Here is a 17,522-nt window from a genome sequence, read left to right as displayed (position 1 = left end):
TTTGTGTAATCTCAAGATTTTGTTGATTATAAAACATAAAAACGCCTCCTTTCTTTTTATTCTTCTAGAAAAGGAGACATTTTTAAAGTGTTTTATTTAAAAATTGTATTGACAGAGTTGTTTTTCAACACTCTGAATAACGATAAGAAAGAATTCATTTAAACATGAATTCTTTCTTATCGTTATTTATGCAATACTCTAATGAGGTATTTTTCACTTTTTCTCTTGCTTTTTTATCACTTGCGTAGTAAAGTGATAGTGAGATTCACGATAGGAAGTGATTAAACATGCGTGATAATACGATAGGATCATTAATATGGTTACGTTTAATACGATTTACGAACCAAAGTAATCAGATGTCAAATGAGTTTTTAAAACGTTTTGATTTAACGACAGCTCAATTTGATGTGCTTTTGCAAATACGTACGTATCAACCACTAACACAAATGGAGTTAGCAGAAAAGGTAACTGTTACACAAGGCGGTATTTCTCGAATGTTAACTCGTCTTGAAAAAGAAGGATATATTGTACGAAAACAAGATTGGAAAACGAAAACAATTAGTCTGACAGAGCAAGGAGAAGCAGCTTTAGAGAGAGCGTTGCCAGAGCAACTTGCATTTCAATCTTCGTTTTTTGATGATGTATTAAATGAAGAAGAGCAGAAAATATTATACGAACTGATGACGAAAGTTCATAAGCATAGTGAAAAAAAAGAATTACCGCAAGAGTAATTTTTTTTACAATATCAATTGACTAATCAAGTGACGTTGTAGCTATTAGGGAGAAACACTAGATTTGCCAACGTTTTTAGAAGAGAAACTAATACCACTTTATTAAAGGAGAGAGCATCTATGGAAAAATACCGTATGGATACAAGTAAAGGAATGGAGTTTGGATTATATTCGATTGGGGATCATGTTTTAAATCCACATAATGGAGAGAAAATTAGTGCAGAACAAAGAATTCATGAATTAATTGAAACAGCAAAGTTAGCGGATGAAGCTGGACTTGATGTATTTGCTGTCGGTGAAAGTCATCAAACGCATTTTACAACGCAAGCTCATACAGTTATTTTAGGAGCTATTGCACAAGCTACGAAAAATATAAAAATTGCAAGTTCAGCAACGATAGTAAGTACTTCTGATCCGGTACGAGTATATGAGGACTTTGCTACAATTGACTTGATTTCTAATGGACGTGCAGAAATCGTGGCTGGTCGTGGATCGCGTATTGGAGGATATAGTTTACTTGGTTATGATGTGAATGATTATGAAGAATTATTTGAAGAGAAGATGGATCTTTTATTAAAAATTAATAAAGAGGAACATGTAACATGGAATGGACAGTTTAGAGCACCGCTTGCACATGCATCGGTTATTCCAAGAGCTAAAAATAATAACTTACCAATTTGGCGTGCAGTTGGTGGCCCACCTGCTAGTGCGATTAAAGCGGGACGCGCGGGTGTACCAATGATGATAACAACACTAGGTGGCCCAGCTATTAATTTTAAAGGATCAGTAGATGCATACCGCGAGGCAGCCGCGCAAAGTGGATTTGACCCAGCAAGCTTACCAGTTGCAACTACAAGTTTATTTTATACAGCAAAAAATTCACAAGATGCATTTAGTGAATACTATCCCCATATTAATGCTGGTATGCTTACAATACGCGGTGGTGGGTATCCGAAGCAACAATTTACAAATGCAGTAGATTACCGTGACGCATTAATGGTTGGTAGCCCGCAACAAATTATTGAAAAAATGCTTTACCAATATGAATTATTTGGGCAACAACGTTTTATGGCACAAATTGATTTTGGTGGTATACCACTTAATAAAATTGAGAAAAACATCGAATTAATTGCTACTGAAATTTTACCGACTGTTAGAAAACATACAGCAAAATAATTTGAAAAATACCGAGAGTCTAATCGATTCTCGGTATTTTTTTATGTATGAATTTAGTTTGAAAAAATGACAAAAAAATGAATTTTTAGTATAGGGAGTGGGAGGGGATTTTCTATTTTTGAATAACATTATTTTGTGTTTGAATTTTAAAAATATATTTTTCTCTTGACAAAAAACTAACTAATTTATCTGTTGCTTCAGAGGACATTTTTTTACGTAAAAGTCAAGCGTATGAAGAGAAAAACGATTATTTTATTGATATGAAAGTAAGTCTTATATTAAAAAAATACATTTTATTAATGAGAAAAATCTAATTCAAAAAAATGACAAAAGACATATTTCAGACAAAATGATGTCAATAATACGTCAAAAATCAGCTGAATTTACTATGCAGGTATATTATACAATTCGATTAACGGATAAAACACTACTGAAATAGTGAAAAGGTAAATTTTATGAGAAAGTTCTTTTGTAATTATCTTGAAAACTGAAAATTTATATTTTCTAAAAGTACATAAACGAATTTATCTTTCTATATTTCTAAGCTTTGAGTTGTTTTATTAATACAATTCAATCGAAATTACGATATAAAAAATTATGAAGGAAGTGATTGTAGTATGGAAACGCTCGAATTGGCACGAATACAATTCGCATCAACAACGATTTTCCATTACTTTTTTGTTCCACTGTCTATTGGTTTAGCTTTTATCATTGCGTTAATGCAAACGTTATATGTGGTAAAGGGGCAAGAAATTTATAAGAAGATGACGAAGTTTTGGACACAAATATTCCTTGTTAACTTTGCGGTAGGTGTAGTAACTGGTATTCTACAAGAATTCCAGTTTGGTATGAACTGGTCAACCTATTCACGTTTCGTAGGTGATGTGTTTGGTCCATCACTTGCGATTGAAGGGTTATTAGCATTTTTCATTGAGTCTACATTCCTAGGGTTATGGGTATTCGGTGAGGATAAATTACCGAAGCGAATTCATCTATTATGTATTTGGCTCCTATCAATTGGAACAATGTTATCAGCATTTTGGATTTTAACTGCAAGTGCATTTATGCAATCGCCAGTAGGATATGAAATGGCAGCAGATGGACGTGCACAAATGAATGATTTCTTAGCCATTATTCAAAACCCACAATTATGGGTGCAATTCCCGCATACAATTACAGCGGCGATTGCCACTGGGGCATTCTTTATTGCAGGTGTGAGTGCATGGAAAATAACGAAAGCGCAAGAAACTGAAGTGTTTAAAAAATCGTTCCGCATTTCTATCATTGTTGGAACACTTACAACTGCGCTAGTATTATTCTTCGGTCATGCGCAAGCACAACAATTAATTAAGACACACCCAATGAAAATGGCAGCAGCTGAAGCGTTATGGAATACGAGTGAGGATCCAGCGCCATTTACAGTATTTGCGAAAATTGATGCAGAGAAGAAAGAAAATTCGTTTGAAATTCAAATCCCTTATATGCTAAGTCTATTATCATATGATAAATTTAGCGGTCAAGTAGAAGGGATGAATCAAATTCAAAAGCAATATGAAGAAAAATATGGGCCTGGAGATTATATTCCACCAGTACACACTATGTTCTGGAGTTTTAGAGCGATGGTAATGAGTGGAACATTTATGCTTCTTCTAGGAGCGTACGGATGGTTCTTATCAAAAAAAGATCGATTAGCTGAAAAAACTTGGTATTTAAAATTAATGGTGTATGCAATTTCACTACCGTTTATCGGTAATACAGTAGGATGGATTATGACTGAAATGGGACGTCAGCCTTGGGTAGTTTTCGGTGTTATGAAAACGGAAGATGCTGTATCTCCAAATGTTACGTTCGGAGAAGTGTTATTCTCTTTAGTTTCATTCACATCACTATATTTAATTATAGGTGGAATTACTATTTACTTATTCGTTCGTATCATTAAAGGACATGAGAATAAGAAAACGAAACAGGATTCTCAAAGCCATGATCCATTTGATAAGGAGGAAGAGTATGTTATCTCTTAATGAGTTGTGGTTTATCATTATTGCAATTTTATTCGTAGGCTTCTTTGTACTTGAAGGTTTCGATTTCGGTGTAGGTATAGTTTCAAGGTTTTTAGGGGAAAACGATTTAGAGAAAAGAATATATTTAAATACAATTGGTCCATTTTGGCACGCGAATGAAGTATGGCTTGTTTGTGCTGGTGGTGCTATGTTCGCGGCATTTCCGCACTGGTATGCAACGTTATTTAGCGGGTTTTACATTCCGTTTGTATTTATGCTTCTTGCTTTAATTATAAGAGGTGTTTCCTTTAAATTCCGTGCGAAAATAGATAATCATAAATGGAAAGGTTTTTGGGATTGGGGTATGTTTTTAGGAAGTTTACTACCGCCTATCCTTTGGGGAGTTGCCATTGCTAACTTTATGGTAGGTATTCCAATAGATGAGACGAAAAATGCTGTAGGTGGATTCTTACAATTACTTCATCCATTTGCATTACTTGGAGGAGTTATGTTCCTTCTGCTATGTATTGTTCACGGATTACAATTCCTTACTATACGTACAACAGGTAAGTTAAGAGAACGTGCACGTATTGCTGCGTTGAAAATTGCACCACTTACGATAATAGCACTTCTTATTTTTGCCGGTATAGGGTTATGGAAAACAGATATTTTCACTGGTCATGGTATAGAGTGGATTATGGTTCCGATTGGAGCTTTTGTAGCATTATGCGCGTCAACATTATTAAATAAAAGAAGAAGAGATGGTTGGGCTTTCGTTATGACGAGTTTAACAATCATTTTACTAAGTGCGAGTGTGTTTGCCGGCATGTTCCCGCGTGTCTTAATTAGTTCGTTAGGGTCAATATACGATTTAACAATTTATAATGCAGCATCAGGAGATTATGCACTAAAACTGATGACGTATTTTTCAATTGCTATATTGCCATTTGTTTTGGGAAGTCAAATATGGAGTTTCTATGTGTTTAGACAACCTGTTAAGTCAGATAAAGATTTGGAGTACTAATGAAAAGAAAAAGAGGACTTCCGTCGTATCCTGGTAGCCGAGTTTTATATGTAGTGTTAACAATCATTAGCATTTTAGAAGCAATTAGTATTATTGCACAAACAGTGTTTTTAGCGCGGGCTATTACGTTTTTATTTCAGGGAGACACAGTGCAATCTGTGTTAAATGAAACGGTTTATTTCGGAATCACGTTTGCAGTACGTCACATGCTAGTTCGAATATCGCAAATATTAGTGGAACGTTTCGCTGAAAAAACAGGATCGCTACTGAGAAAACAATTAATAGAGGCGTATTTCACATTAGGTCCACGGTATGTTCAAACTGCTGGAACAGGTCATCTGGTTACCTTATCGATAGAGGGTGTTGAGAAATTTAAAACATATATTGAATTAACAATTCCTAAAATGATTAGAAGTAGTATCGTACCGGGACTAATTGTACTATATGTTTTTACGCTAGATATTGAGTCTGGAATCATTTTAGTTGTAACGATTCCTATCGTAATTATATTTATGATCCTACTAGGATTAGCAGCGCAGAAAATGGCGGATAGTCAGTATGAGACATACCGTGTTCTTTCTAATCATTTTGTAGATACGTTAAAAGGATTAGAAACATTAAAGTATTTAGGTCAAAGTAAACAACACGAAGGAAAGATTGAAAAAGTAAGTAAAAGATATAGAAAAGCAACGATGCGTACTTTGCGAGTTGCTTTTCTTTCTTCTTTTGCATTAGATTTCTTTACGAGTTTATCAATCGCATTTGTGGCAGTCGGATTAGGGATACGTTTAATAGATGGGACAATTGTACTATTGCCAGCCCTTACGATTTTAATATTAGCTCCGGAATATTTCTTGCCGATTAAACAAGTTGGAGCAAATTATCATGCGACGTTAGATGGACAACTTGCAATGGAGCAAATAGAAGAGATTTTACAGCAACAAAAAAAAATAGGAAAGAAAGAATCTAATGTAGATATAATATGGAATTCCTCTAGTAACTTGAAATTACAAGATGTAAAAGTAAAGAATGATGAATCTGAAAAAGCTATATTAGAGGGAATTGATTTTACTTGGAATGGAAACGGCGCTATAGGTGTAATTGGTGAAAGTGGGGCAGGGAAATCGACGTTAATCGACGTATTAGCAGGATTTTTAACTCCTTCGGGTGGAAAGATGATAGTAAATGGTATGGAAATTAACGGGTCTACTCGTGAAGAGTGGCAAAAGAATATTGCTTATATTCCGCAGCAACCTTATATTTTCCCGCTTTCATTAAAAGATAACATTTGTTTCTATGAAACAAATACAACTGATGAAGAAGTGGAAAGAGTTATTAATGAAGTCGGTCTTCTTTCACTCGTTACATCGCTTCCGAATGGAATGTACGAAAGAATTGGAGAAGGTGGACGTATGCTTAGTGGCGGACAAGAACAACGTGTCGCTATGGCGCGTGCACTTTTAAGTAAAAAGCCAATTATTTTATTAGACGAGCCTACGGCACATCTTGATATTGAAACTGAATTTGAAATAAAGAAAGCAATGTTACGTCTGTTTGAAGGTAAGTTAGTATTTCTTGCAACACATCGTCTTCACTGGATGAAACAGATGGATCATATTCTTATTTTAAATAAAGGGAAAATGATAGAAAGTGGAACATATGAAGAACTTTTAAAGAATGAGGCATTACATTTTCACAGGAAAGAGAGGGGATAGAGATGAGTAACTGGATTAAACCTTATATACAGCAAAATAAAGGTAGAATGACATTAACTATTTTCCTCGGTCTTCTTGGAGTTAGTTCAGGTGCGATGTTACTTTTCATTTCAGGTTATTTAATCTCTAAATCTGCTCTTAGACCAGAAAATGTAATGGCTGTATACGTTCCTATCGTTGCAACACGTGCGTTTAGTATAGGACAAGCAGTATTTCATTATTTAGAGCGTTTAGTTGGACACGATGTCGTACTACGTATATTAGAAAAGATGAGAACGAAACTATATAGAATAGTAGAGCCTCAGGCGTTATTTTTCCGTTCACGATTCCAAACGGGCGATATGTTAGGTGTATTATCCGAAGATATAGAGTATTTGCAAAACCTATATTTACGTACAATATTTCCTAGCATATTAGCATTAGTTGTATATAGCATATTCGTACTTGTTATCGGTGCATTCGACGTAGTGTTTGCACTTGTTGCAGGGTGTATGCTAGCAATTATCGTCTTTCTTCTTCCGTTTGTATCATTACTTTTAATGAAGCAACATCATGTTACTTTAAAGCAAGGAAGAAACCGTTTGTATCAACAACTAACAGACGCTGTTTTTGGATTATCTGATTGGCAAGCAAGTGGTAGAAAAGATGAATTCATTGATAAGTATGTAGAGCAAAATGCTCAGTTGTTAAAAACGGAAAAAAGAATGAAGCGCTGGAAGCATATTCGGGACAGTATCATTCAATTAGTAGTGGGGATTGTAGTTATTTCAATGATCATATGGACTGGAAATGAGACGGCAAGTGAACAGATTGCACCTACCGTTATTGCGGCTTTCGTCTTAATGACGTTATCTGTCACAAACGCGTTAATTCCTCTTTCAGATGCCATCGATCGAATTCCATCATATGTAGAATCCGTTCACCGTCTAAATCAAGTAGAAGGTAAGGATGTTTTACAGGTGGAAAAGGAATTACATGGAGATAAAGATTATGTTACATCAAAACATATAGACATTGAATTAAATAATGTATCGTTTAGTTATCCAGATAGTAATGAACTTGTATTGAAAGAAGTATCACTACAAATAAAGGCAGGAAAGAAAATCGCCATTTTAGGAAGAAGCGGAACAGGGAAATCTACTTTGTTAAAATTGTTAACAGGTGCGCTAAATCCGTTGCATGGTGAAGTTTTATTGAATAGTGAACATGCTCACACCAACCTTTTATCAAAATATATTTCTGTATTAAATCAAAAGCCACATTTATTCGATACGACCATTGGAAATAATGTGCGAATCGGCAAACCAGAGGCTACGGATGAAGAGATATGGAAAGCTTTAGAGAAAGCACAATTAGCTTCGCATATCGCTTCTCTTCCGGATGGATTACAAACAAAAATGCATGAAATGGGAAAAAGGTTTTCTGGTGGAGAAAGACAACGGGTTGCTTTCGCTAGAACGCTAATGCAAGAGGCTCCGATAATTGTACTGGATGAACCTACGATCGGCTTAGATCCAAAGACAGAACTATCTTTAATAGAAACAATGTTTTCTGCAACAGAAGAAAAGACTGTTATTTGGATTACACACCATCTTGTAGGAATTGAACATGTAGATGAAGTTATATTCCTTGATTGTGGTCAAATTGTGATGCAAGGTAGTCATGAACAACTTCTGAAAGAAAATGAGAAGTATCGTAAGTTGTATGAGTTAGATAAAGGAATGTAGTTTCATTTAGTATTCGTTGTAAAAATAGCTACGCCTAATGGTGGAGCTATTTTTTTGTTAAGAAATATATATTCTTTTTAAGGTATAGATTTATCCTGCCATTTGCGGGTGGTAAGCCCCTCTAATTAAAGTTTCACTGTATTTGGCTCTACATTATTTTATGATAGTAATCATATGAATAATAAACAGCTAATCAATGGACTGTATTATTGAATGTTTATATATAGGAGTAAAAAATAGGCTATTTTATTACAGACTTGCATAAAAGTATAAAGGTTCCATATGATTTTGGTTATGTGACTTTGTGTCGCGTATATAAATAATATGCGAAAAGGTGGAGGAATAAGATGAGAAATCATTTTGAAAAAAGTGAAGAGGCGATAGATCAAATTCCGTTGGTAAGTGTATTAATCCCTACTTATAATCGTCCATGATACTTTGAAAAAGCATTATGTAGTGTGTTAGAACAAATATATTCTAATATAGAAATCATCATTGGGGATGATAGTAAGAATGACGAAACAGAAAAGGTTATACAAAAATATATGTGTAATCATTCGAATATTATTTATATAAAAAATAGGTTAACCCTTGGACAATTCGAAAATGCACTTATGTTATTTAACGAGTCAAACTTCTAAAAAAAGAATGAATGCTTCTTATTTTTAATTATAGAGAAGCGTATAACTTATTTTTAGGTTTTAAATTTAGTGGACAAAGGCAATACTGAGCCATAGTGAATGTAAAGTTGGAGGGCGAGCGTATATGTTTGATGAAGATGGGATTGTTTTAATCATGGAACCAGCTGATGAGAGAAACTTAAGGAGATTTATTTTTTCAGTGCCAAAGTCAGTGTATGAAAAGAAGGGGCTTACATTACACTATGGAACAGCTATAGGACAAGGATATATGGATATAATTGAAGATATTATTAGCGTACATATAGAAATAGATGTTGTAACGGTAATCGGGCATGTAAGAGGGTGAATAGCTATTGGAAAAAAGGTTATAAGTAATTTCGCTAGAAGTTATGATAGAGAAAATTACAGACAGTTATAAAGATGAAGGGAGTCTAAAATGAAAATAAAATCAATTTTATTAGTATTTATAGTTGCAATTGGTTTAATGGGATGTTCACTAGTAGAGGAAGGGAAGAACTCCCTAAATTATGCGCAAAAAGCGACAGACTATGTAAATGAAATAAGTGCATTTGCAAATGATGCACCAGCTTTAGCTGAAAAGGCCGTTAATGATAGCGAAGCTCGCAAAGAATTAGAAACGAAGCTTAGTGAAATTAAGCAAGGTATACCAGCTTTCAATGAATTAACGCCACCTGATGTAGCAAAAGATCTTCATCAGCAAATCGTCGGATATAACGAAAAGTTAAATACATTAATTGATACGGCGATGACGAAGATAGAAGAAGGGAAAGTGGATGTAGAGCAATTTAAAAACTCTGAGCTTATGCAAACGGTAGATCAAGTTCGAGATTTGAAAGATAAGATACAAAATTTAGGGCAATAATGAAAAGCTCCGGTTGTAATAACGGAGCTTTTTTATGTTTTCTAATGGAAAAGTCCATTATGTTTTCTTTCTATAATATAAGCGTTTTTTATTCAGCTATTTGCCGGGCAGCCCAATTGGTGAGGGCTGATTAAAGTTTCACTTTATATCTTCCATTTTTCTAAAATATGTATTGTTTTATTAGTTGCATCCATGTTCACTTGAACACCTATAGGCATAGTGATCATCGGATGGGTATGACAACAATCAAAGTCAGCTAGTAAAGGGATTCTTTGGTTATGCAGTACTTCTAATAATATTTCGTAAGGCTTGCGATTTGTACCACAATCATCAAATTGCTCATGTTTTCCAAGAATAATACCTGAAACTTTATCAAATACACCGTTAACCTTAAGTAATGAAAAGCTTCTTTCAATAGTAGCTGCATCTTTTGAGCTATCCTCAATAAATAGAATATCGCCTTCTTGAATACATGGCATATAAGGGCTGCCCAAAATTCCTTGTATTGTATTTAAGTTGCCGCCAATAACACGTCCAGTAGCTTGTCCGTTTGTTACAGAAATCCAATTATTTTGTCTAAGTTCTTTTTCTTTTGTTTTCTCTTCCCAATTAATAAATTCATCTGACCAAAATAAAGGTTGTTCTATGTTGTAAGGAAGCACTTGATCATGCAGTAATGTTTCTGAAAAATATTTGTATGTATAATCTACAAAAGGCTCAAATTCTCCAAAGGAGGGAACGAGCGCCGGACCGTAAAATGTAGGAATTCCTGTTTTTGCATAGATCCCTAGTAATAAAGCTGTTGTATCTGAATAGCCAATCATTATTTTAGGGTTGTTTTGAAAAGCATCATAATCAATATAAGGTAATAATGAATTAGAATTCATACCGCCAATTGTTGACATAATACAAGATACACTAGGATTTCTTATTAAAGCGTTCAGTTCCTCAGCACGCTCTCGTATACTGCCAGATCGATAATAATCATATCGACCTGTTAGTGAACCTTCTAATATGTGAAATCCTTTCTGTTGTAAGTAAGATTTCGCCCGTTCAAATCTATTTGGAGAAGTGTGGGTTGCTGGTGAAGAGGGCGAATAAATGCCGATAGTGTCTCCGTATTTTAATGATTTTGGAAGTAGCATGGTAAGAATCCTTTCTATTAAATAGTTAATTTACGATAATTTATCATTGAATATTCTTATATTTCGTTATTTTAAGTGTAACATAAATGTATTAGATGAATAAATATGCTTTTTGCCTTGACGATATAAAGTAATTATTGTTATGGTTAAATGTGAGTGTATAAAAGGTTTGCTAAAGGAGTTTTGAAATGAAGCGGTTAAAATGGGGAAGGCTGACGATCCTACTAGTCATTATTTTAGGGATATGTTGGTTCTTATTCCAAGGAACTCAAAAGAGTGCAACAAATGTAGAGGGACAACCTTTACAGGTGGCAGAACTACCTAAAACAGGATTAACTGAAAAAGTAGTACCACCAAAGTATATACCACCAGAAATTGATGCAAAAGCAGCTATGATTATTGATGCGAGTAATGGAGATGTTATTTATCAACATAATGAAAATGAGGCTTTTGCGCCAGCAAGCATGTCTAAGATGATGACAGCCTACCTTCTATTAGAAAATGTACATAATGGGAAAGTTCGCTGGGAAGATCCAGTGAAAATGAGTGCGAAAGCGGCACAAACAGAGGGTGCGAGAATCCCAGTTCAAGTGAATGACACATTGACTGTTAAGGATCTGTTCCATGCATTAATGATTGAATCAGCAAATAATTCGGCTGTAGCTTTAGCAGAACATATGGCAAAAACGGAAAAAGATTTCGTTCAGCTCATGAATGCAAAAGCAAAGCAGTTAAAAATGTCGGATTATGCTAAATTCGCAAATGCATCAGGACTACAGGAACCCGATGGAAGTGAGACGAAGATGACAGCTGCTGATGTAGCAAACTTGGCGTATCATCTAATAAAAGATTATCCAGAAATATTAAAAGTGACTCATTTACGTCAAAGTCAGTTAGCATTTAATAATATTCATGTTATAAGTACAAATGATATGTTAAACAAAAATAATAAAGCTTTATATATAGAAGGAATAGATGGATTAAAAACAGGATTCACAGATAGCGCAGGGTATTGTTTTACGGGGACAGCAAAACAAGGTGATACTCGTATTATTACAGTTGTAATGGGAACGAAAGGTAAAACGAAGCGTTTTGCAGAGACAAATAAGCTAATGTCTTATGCATTTGGTTTAGTTAATTAAGTAAAATACTGAGTTAGATCATCATATAAGAAAGGCAATTTGTTGTTACTTATTATTGGTAACCATAAATTGCCTTTTTATTTTTAGTGTTAGGAAGGAAAAATGTGGAAAATACGAGTGTTATTATTTGAGTTTAATTACAATCCATTAATTAATGAAGAAGTGAGAAAAGAATGGGAAGTTCCAGAAAGCTGGAAGCTTACTGCGCAAATGCCGTTTGGTAAACCAGTGGTACCTGCAGTTGAAAAAGAATACCAACCATTAGAAAACCGTGTGAAAATTTATAAATAATGTAGGAACGATAAAAGGTGAACAGGGATACAACCTGTTCACCTTTTATAAGTAATAAGGATTTTTTTGATAGGAATTTTTCATCTGATTTTTTAATTCGTTTTTACGTATTTCAATAGTTGATACTTTTTGTAAGGTGATAAATGAAACAAATTGAAAAAAAGCATAGTACAGTTCTATATTTTTATTTATAGGATCATCTATTATGTTTTTCATAAATATACCTCCTTTTTGATTCCACTATTTGCGGGCAATAAGACTTCCATCTCAAAATTCAATTTGCCGACCTGTAAAAGTTTGATTGGTTTCAGTGTAGGGGAAATAAAATTTGTATGGATTAAAATACTACTGTATATATGATAATATAAATATCCTGAAAATTCCATAGGTAGTGAAAAGTAGGTAGTGGAAAGTGTATTTTCGTCAAATTAGAACAGGATTTTTGAAGTTAAATCTTACAAATCGTCAAATCTTTTAAAAACGATAGATAGTATCAAAAATAGTTTTCTAAAAATATTATACTATTGATAAAAAAAGTATTTTTTGTCATGATAAGAGTATACTTCATGGAAGGAACTTTACTAGGAAATACATTCTTTGCATTGCATTAGATTCATAGAGTTTTTCAAAGTGGATAGAAAATGTATATTAAGATAATGAATGGAATGTCGAATTTTCAATGGAATACATAAGAAATTTGAAAAAATCATTGCAAAAACAATAAGTTTAATGGTAAAGTTCACATGAAGTTCACGCGGAATTCACTTCATTCATTTAAAATGAATTCTGTGTGAAAAATAAAACTCTTGTTAAAAAATGGAACTTGATGAATATTTTACTTTGATAATATTGTAAAGTATTAAGTTTATAAGTTTTTTGAAGAGGATAGTAGGGAAAGGAAGTAAAGACAACTTATGAAAAAAGTAATTGCAGGTTTAGCAGCAGCTTCTGTAGTGGGTGTTGCAGTTCCAGGTATGGATTCTGCTCATGCACAAGTTTCAAATGAAGCGCTAAAAGAAATTAATGGACAAACTCAAACGAATGTAACTGAAACAAAAACTGTAGAAACAAAATCTGACTTAAAATACACAGTAACTGCTGATGTATTAAATGTTCGTTCAGGTGCTGGTACAGGACATAACGTTATTTCTAAAGTGAAATCAGGTCAAGTACTACAAGTAATTGGACAAGAAAACGGTTGGTTCAAAGTAACTGTAAACGGTCAAACTGGTTATGTAAGTGGTGACTTCGTAACGACTGGTGGTCAAAAAGGAACTACTACTACTGTTCAACAAGGAACAGGTACTTACACAGTAAACGTTTCTTCACTGAACGTACGTACAGGCCCAAGTACATCTCATACAGTATTAGGTTCTGTAAATAAAGGTAAAACAGTACAAGTTGTTGGTGAAGTACAAGATTGGTTTAAAATCAACTTCAATGGTGGAACTGGATACGTAAGCAAAGACTTCGTAACAAAAGGTGGTTCTGCTGTATCTAACCAAACACAACAACCAACTACAAACAACAATACTACTACAGTTCAAACTGGTGGTTCTTATGTTGTTAATACTGGTGCTTTAAAAGTACGTACAGGCCCAGCTACATACAACGCTGTAATCGGTGGCGTAACAAACGGTACAGTATTAAACGTTACTGGCGCTGAAAATGGTTGGTACAAAATTAACCATAATGGCCGCACAGGTTATGTAAGTGCAGACTTCGTTAAGTTTGTAAAAGGCGGAGTAAACAACGTTACTAATAACGTTCAACAACCAGTTAAAGATGTACAAAAACCAACAACAGGTGGAGATACATCTTCAATCGCTGGATTCGCTAGATCTTTAAATGGTTCACCATACAGAACTGCTGGTACAACACCTGCTGGTTTTGACTGCAGTGGATTCATTCACTACGTATTAAATCAAACTGGTCATAAAGGCGCTCGTCAAACAGTTGCTGGATACTGGAGCTCTAAAACAAAAACTAGCAATCCACAACCAGGTGATTTAGTATACTTCCAAAATACTTATAAATCAGGTCCTTCTCACATGGGTGTTTACTTAGGAAACGGTCAGTTCATTAGTGCAGAAACTGATGCAACTGGTGTACGTATTAGTTCTGTAAGCAACTCTTACTGGAGCAAGCACATGTTAGGTTACACAAAAGCATACTAAGAAAAAGTAGTTTTATATACTTTTCGTATAGAGAAAAGGCTTTCCAGGGAAACTTGGGAAGCCTTTTTATAGTTGAATAGATCGGGAATGTAGTAGTTTTTACTGTAACTTCCCATTTAAAAATCGAGCGTATAGGTCATGAAAGTAGTTGGGACGAAATAAGTTTGCTGCATGTCCTGCTAACGGTATTTCTTTATATAAAACGTTAGGGAGAATAGACTTTAAATCAAAAAGACAAGATTTATAGAGATGATCATGTTCGCCCATTACCCATAGAATAGGGTGGGGAAGTGATTTTAATTTAGATTTTAAATCGAATTCTAAACGGTGTCGTAATGATTGGGCAATAATTGATGAGTGTAATTGCAATCCGAAACGGTAATAAATATTTCTTGAAATGACTGCGAACGGATTTGCCTTTAGTATGCCACTTGGAAAAATGGTATTTGCGTATTGAGAGAGCCATTTAGAGTAATCGTCTCCTCGCTTCTCCCAAAACTTTTGAAATACGTTATATAAAAGGGAAGGATTATTATAATGTCCACCAATATGACAAATGCTTAATACTTTTTCTGGGTGCATTTGTGCAAAAATGGTAGAGATATAACAGCCGTAGCTTAAAGCGCAAATATGAGCTTTTTGAATGCCTTCTTTTTCGTATAAGTTCAATAATTGATCCACGAGACGCTGTAATGAAAATTCGATAGCTTCTCCTTTATCATCGCCGTGACCTAATAAGTCATAAGTAATAATGTTGTAAGAGGCGGAAAATCGTTTATGCTCTTTTTTGAAGGCGCGACGATTGCCGACTAATCCATGAATAAAAATGATTGTTTCCTTTTCAGAATGTATATTTGTTTGCAAAAAGGATACTCCTTTCAATAACTGGAGATTTATATAGTATTGTAAATTAGTTATCTAAAATTCACATAGAATAATATTAAGTACCAGGTAATAATATCAGATATTTATATCTGTTGTAAAGATGAGTTTGTATGTATATTTTGTAAAAACAGAGAAAATGTGTTTACATTCAGTTTACATTTGTATTGTATTCTATTTTTAGAAAGAACAGTTTGGTTTAACACGAGGAGATGAACATGTATGGAAGTTAGAAATGAGACAAAGAAAAAAGGGAGTTGGAGGCAGTTTTTACGCCTTATTCAAGATGCAAATCCTCCGAAAGGGATTCTTGTTTTTGCGTTATTAATGAGTTTGCTTTCTACGGGAGCGAGTTTATTTATTCCGATGTTAACAAAAGGATTAGTAGATAATTTTTCACTTTCGTCAATTAGTACAGGACAAATTGTTGGGCTAATTGCATTCTTTATTATGCAAACTATAGCTGCAGGATTGTCTATATATTTATTAAATTATATAGGACAGAAGATTGTAGCTGGACTGAGAGAACGTTTGTGGAAAAAGGTGCTTATTTTACCGGTAACTTATTATGATCAAAATAGAACAGGCGATACAATTAGCCGTATGACAAATGATACAGGAGTTGTGAAAACGTTAATTTCTGAGCACTTGTCAAACTTATTAACAGGTGGTATTTCAATCGTCGGATCATTAATTGTATTATTCGTTTTAGATTGGAAAATGACACTTTTACTTTTAACGGTTATTCCATTGTCAGTATTAATTTTAGTTCCACTTGGAAGAAAAATGTATAAGATTTCAAAAGCACTTCAAGATGAAACGGCTTCGTTTACTAGTGTATTAACGCAAGTGTTATCAGAAATTCGTTTAGTGAAATCTTCAAACACAGAAAAAAGAGAATATGAAACTGGAAATAAAGGCATCGAAAGGTTATTGCAATTTGGTTTGAAAGAGGGGAAAGTGCAAGCGTTAATTTCACCAGTTATGTCGTTTGTTTTAATGGCACTGCTTGTTATTATCGTAGGCTATGGTGGAATGCGTGTTTCTAGCGGAGCATTAACAACAGGGGAACTAGTAGCGTTTATTTTATATTTAGTTCAAATTATCATGCCAATGAGTCAATTATCTATGTTCTTTACACAATTCCAAAAGGCAATTGGTGCAACGGAAAGAATTAATACCATTTTAGAATATGAAGTAGAAGACCATGAAACTGGTGTGAAGGTCACAAATGCTAAGCAGCCAATCGTTCTTGAAAATGTACATTTCGAGTACAACGAAGAAGAGCAAGTCTTGAAAAATATTGATTTTACAATTGAATCAGGAAAAGTGACAGCGATTGTAGGGCCAAGTGGTAGCGGGAAAACGACGTTATTCTCATTATTAGAACGTTTTTATGAGCCGACTAGCGGTGCCATTAAATTAGGAAAAGACTCGATTACGAACTATTCATTACAGTCATGGCGACGTCAAATCGGTTACGTATCGCAAGATAGTCCGTTAATTGATGGAACGATTCGTGATAACATTTGTTACGGTGTTGAGGGCGAAGTGACAGATGAAGAAATTGAAAAAGTAGCAGCGATGGCATATGTTGATGCATTTATTCATGATTTGCCAAATGGATATGCAACAGAAGTTGGAGAACGTGGTGTAAAGCTTTCTGGAGGACAAAGACAGCGAATTGCCATTGCCCGAGCGTTACTTAGAAATCCACAAATTCTTATGTTAGATGAAGCAACTTCTAGTTTAGATAGTAAATCAGAGTCTGTCGTTCAAAAGGCATTAAATAATTTAATGAAAGGCAGAACAACGTTAGTTATTGCACATAGACTTTCTACTGTAGTAGATGCAGATAAAATTTTCTTTATAGAAAAAGGGAATCTTACAGGAAGCGGTACACATGATGAATTGTTACGCACACATGACATGTATCGTGAATTTGCAACGCAACAATTGAAAATTAAAGAGGCTGCATTATAAAATGA

The 17,522-nt window shown here is 34.3% G+C and carries 14 protein-coding genes and 2 pseudogenes; 13 read left to right on the top strand and 3 right to left on the bottom strand.

Annotation, left to right across the window (positions count from 1 at the left end):
- Positions 1-287 precede the first annotated feature (287 nt).
- The 9 genes and pseudogenes from CO726_RS27595 to CO726_RS27555 all read left to right on the top strand — a co-directional run bounded on the left by CO726_RS27595 (position 288) and on the right by CO726_RS27555 (position 9,897).
- Entirely contained in the window at positions 288-731 is a 444-nt protein-coding gene (locus tag CO726_RS27595; protein ID WP_001205523.1) for a MarR family winged helix-turn-helix transcriptional regulator, read from the top strand.
- A gap of 120 nt (positions 732-851) precedes the next feature.
- Positions 852-1,907: an LLM class flavin-dependent oxidoreductase gene (locus CO726_RS27590; protein ID WP_099686383.1), complete on the top strand. Its 1,056-nt coding sequence runs from the start codon at positions 852-854 to the stop codon at positions 1,905-1,907.
- Positions 1,908-2,524: 617 nt separating this feature from the next.
- On the top strand, positions 2,525-3,928 hold the full coding sequence (cydA, locus tag CO726_RS27585) for a cytochrome ubiquinol oxidase subunit I (RefSeq protein ID WP_099686382.1): 1,404 nt from the start codon (positions 2,525-2,527) through the stop codon (positions 3,926-3,928).
- Positions 3,915-4,931, top strand: a complete 1,017-nt coding sequence (gene cydB, locus CO726_RS27580; RefSeq protein WP_099686381.1) for a cytochrome d ubiquinol oxidase subunit II — start codon at positions 3,915-3,917, stop codon at positions 4,929-4,931. Before cydA ends, cydB begins: the two co-directional genes overlap by 14 nt.
- Complete coding sequence (gene cydD / locus CO726_RS27575) at positions 4,931-6,646, top strand: thiol reductant ABC exporter subunit CydD (protein ID WP_099686380.1); 1,716 nt, start codon at positions 4,931-4,933, stop codon at positions 6,644-6,646. The genes cydB and cydD overlap by 1 nt, the downstream gene beginning before the upstream one ends.
- Before the next feature lie 2 nt (positions 6,647-6,648).
- A complete protein-coding gene (gene cydC / locus CO726_RS27570; protein WP_099686379.1) occupies positions 6,649-8,373 on the top strand; it encodes a thiol reductant ABC exporter subunit CydC in 1,725 nt (574 codons plus the stop codon).
- A 347-nt stretch (positions 8,374-8,720) separates the two neighbouring features.
- Positions 8,721-9,008 (top strand): annotated as a pseudogene (locus tag CO726_RS27565) (glycosyltransferase family 2 protein); the annotation flags it as partial.
- 130 nt (positions 9,009-9,138) lie between these two features.
- Complete coding sequence (locus CO726_RS27560) at positions 9,139-9,360, top strand: hypothetical protein (RefSeq protein ID WP_063224199.1); 222 nt, start codon at positions 9,139-9,141, stop codon at positions 9,358-9,360.
- Positions 9,361-9,450: 90 nt separating this feature from the next.
- Positions 9,451-9,897, top strand: coding sequence for a DUF6376 family protein (locus CO726_RS27555; protein WP_099686378.1), 447 nt, complete (start codon positions 9,451-9,453; stop codon positions 9,895-9,897).
- A 143-nt stretch (positions 9,898-10,040) separates the two neighbouring features.
- Here the strand turns inward: CO726_RS27555 and CO726_RS27550 are convergent, their stop codons facing one another.
- Positions 10,041-11,042 carry a S66 family peptidase gene (locus CO726_RS27550; protein WP_099686377.1) on the bottom strand — a complete coding sequence of 334 codons (1,002 nt, stop codon included), beginning with the start codon at positions 11,040-11,042 and terminating at the stop codon, positions 10,041-10,043.
- Between the two features lie 188 nt (positions 11,043-11,230).
- Here CO726_RS27550 and CO726_RS27545 point away from each other — a divergent pair, with 188 nt between their 5' ends.
- Entirely contained in the window at positions 11,231-12,184 is a 954-nt protein-coding gene (locus tag CO726_RS27545; protein WP_099686376.1) for a D-alanyl-D-alanine carboxypeptidase family protein, read from the top strand.
- A gap of 135 nt (positions 12,185-12,319) precedes the next feature.
- Positions 12,320-12,475 (top strand): annotated as a pseudogene (locus tag CO726_RS27540) (nitroreductase family protein); the annotation flags it as partial.
- Positions 12,476-12,520: 45 nt separating this feature from the next.
- Here the strand turns inward: CO726_RS27540 and CO726_RS27535 are convergent.
- Positions 12,521-12,691 (bottom strand): DNA mismatch repair protein MutT, encoded by a 171-nt coding sequence (locus tag CO726_RS27535; RefSeq protein WP_098760333.1) that lies wholly within the window; start codon positions 12,689-12,691, stop codon positions 12,521-12,523.
- A gap of 698 nt (positions 12,692-13,389) precedes the next feature.
- On the opposite strand from CO726_RS27535, the gene entFM reads away from it, so the two are divergent.
- A complete protein-coding gene (gene entFM / locus CO726_RS27530; RefSeq protein ID WP_099686375.1) occupies positions 13,390-14,652 on the top strand; it encodes an enterotoxin EntFM in 1,263 nt (420 codons plus the stop codon).
- A 99-nt stretch (positions 14,653-14,751) separates the two neighbouring features.
- On the opposite strand, the gene CO726_RS27525 is transcribed toward entFM, so the two are convergent.
- Positions 14,752-15,516, bottom strand: coding sequence for an alpha/beta fold hydrolase (locus CO726_RS27525; protein ID WP_001194292.1), 765 nt, complete (start codon positions 15,514-15,516; stop codon positions 14,752-14,754).
- A 240-nt stretch (positions 15,517-15,756) separates the two neighbouring features.
- On the opposite strand from CO726_RS27525, the gene CO726_RS27520 reads away from it, so the two are divergent.
- The gene (locus CO726_RS27520; RefSeq protein ID WP_099686374.1) at positions 15,757-17,517 is read left to right on the top strand and encodes an ABC transporter ATP-binding protein; all 1,761 of its coding nucleotides are present in this window, start codon (positions 15,757-15,759) and stop codon (positions 17,515-17,517) included.
- The last annotated feature ends 5 nt before the right edge of the window (positions 17,518-17,522 follow it).

The sequence above is a fragment of the Bacillus fungorum genome, assembly GCF_002746455.1.
GTDB classification, from domain to species: domain Bacteria; phylum Bacillota; class Bacilli; order Bacillales; family Bacillaceae_G; genus Bacillus_A; species Bacillus_A fungorum.
This window is presented reverse-complemented; position numbering and strand designations above follow the sequence as displayed.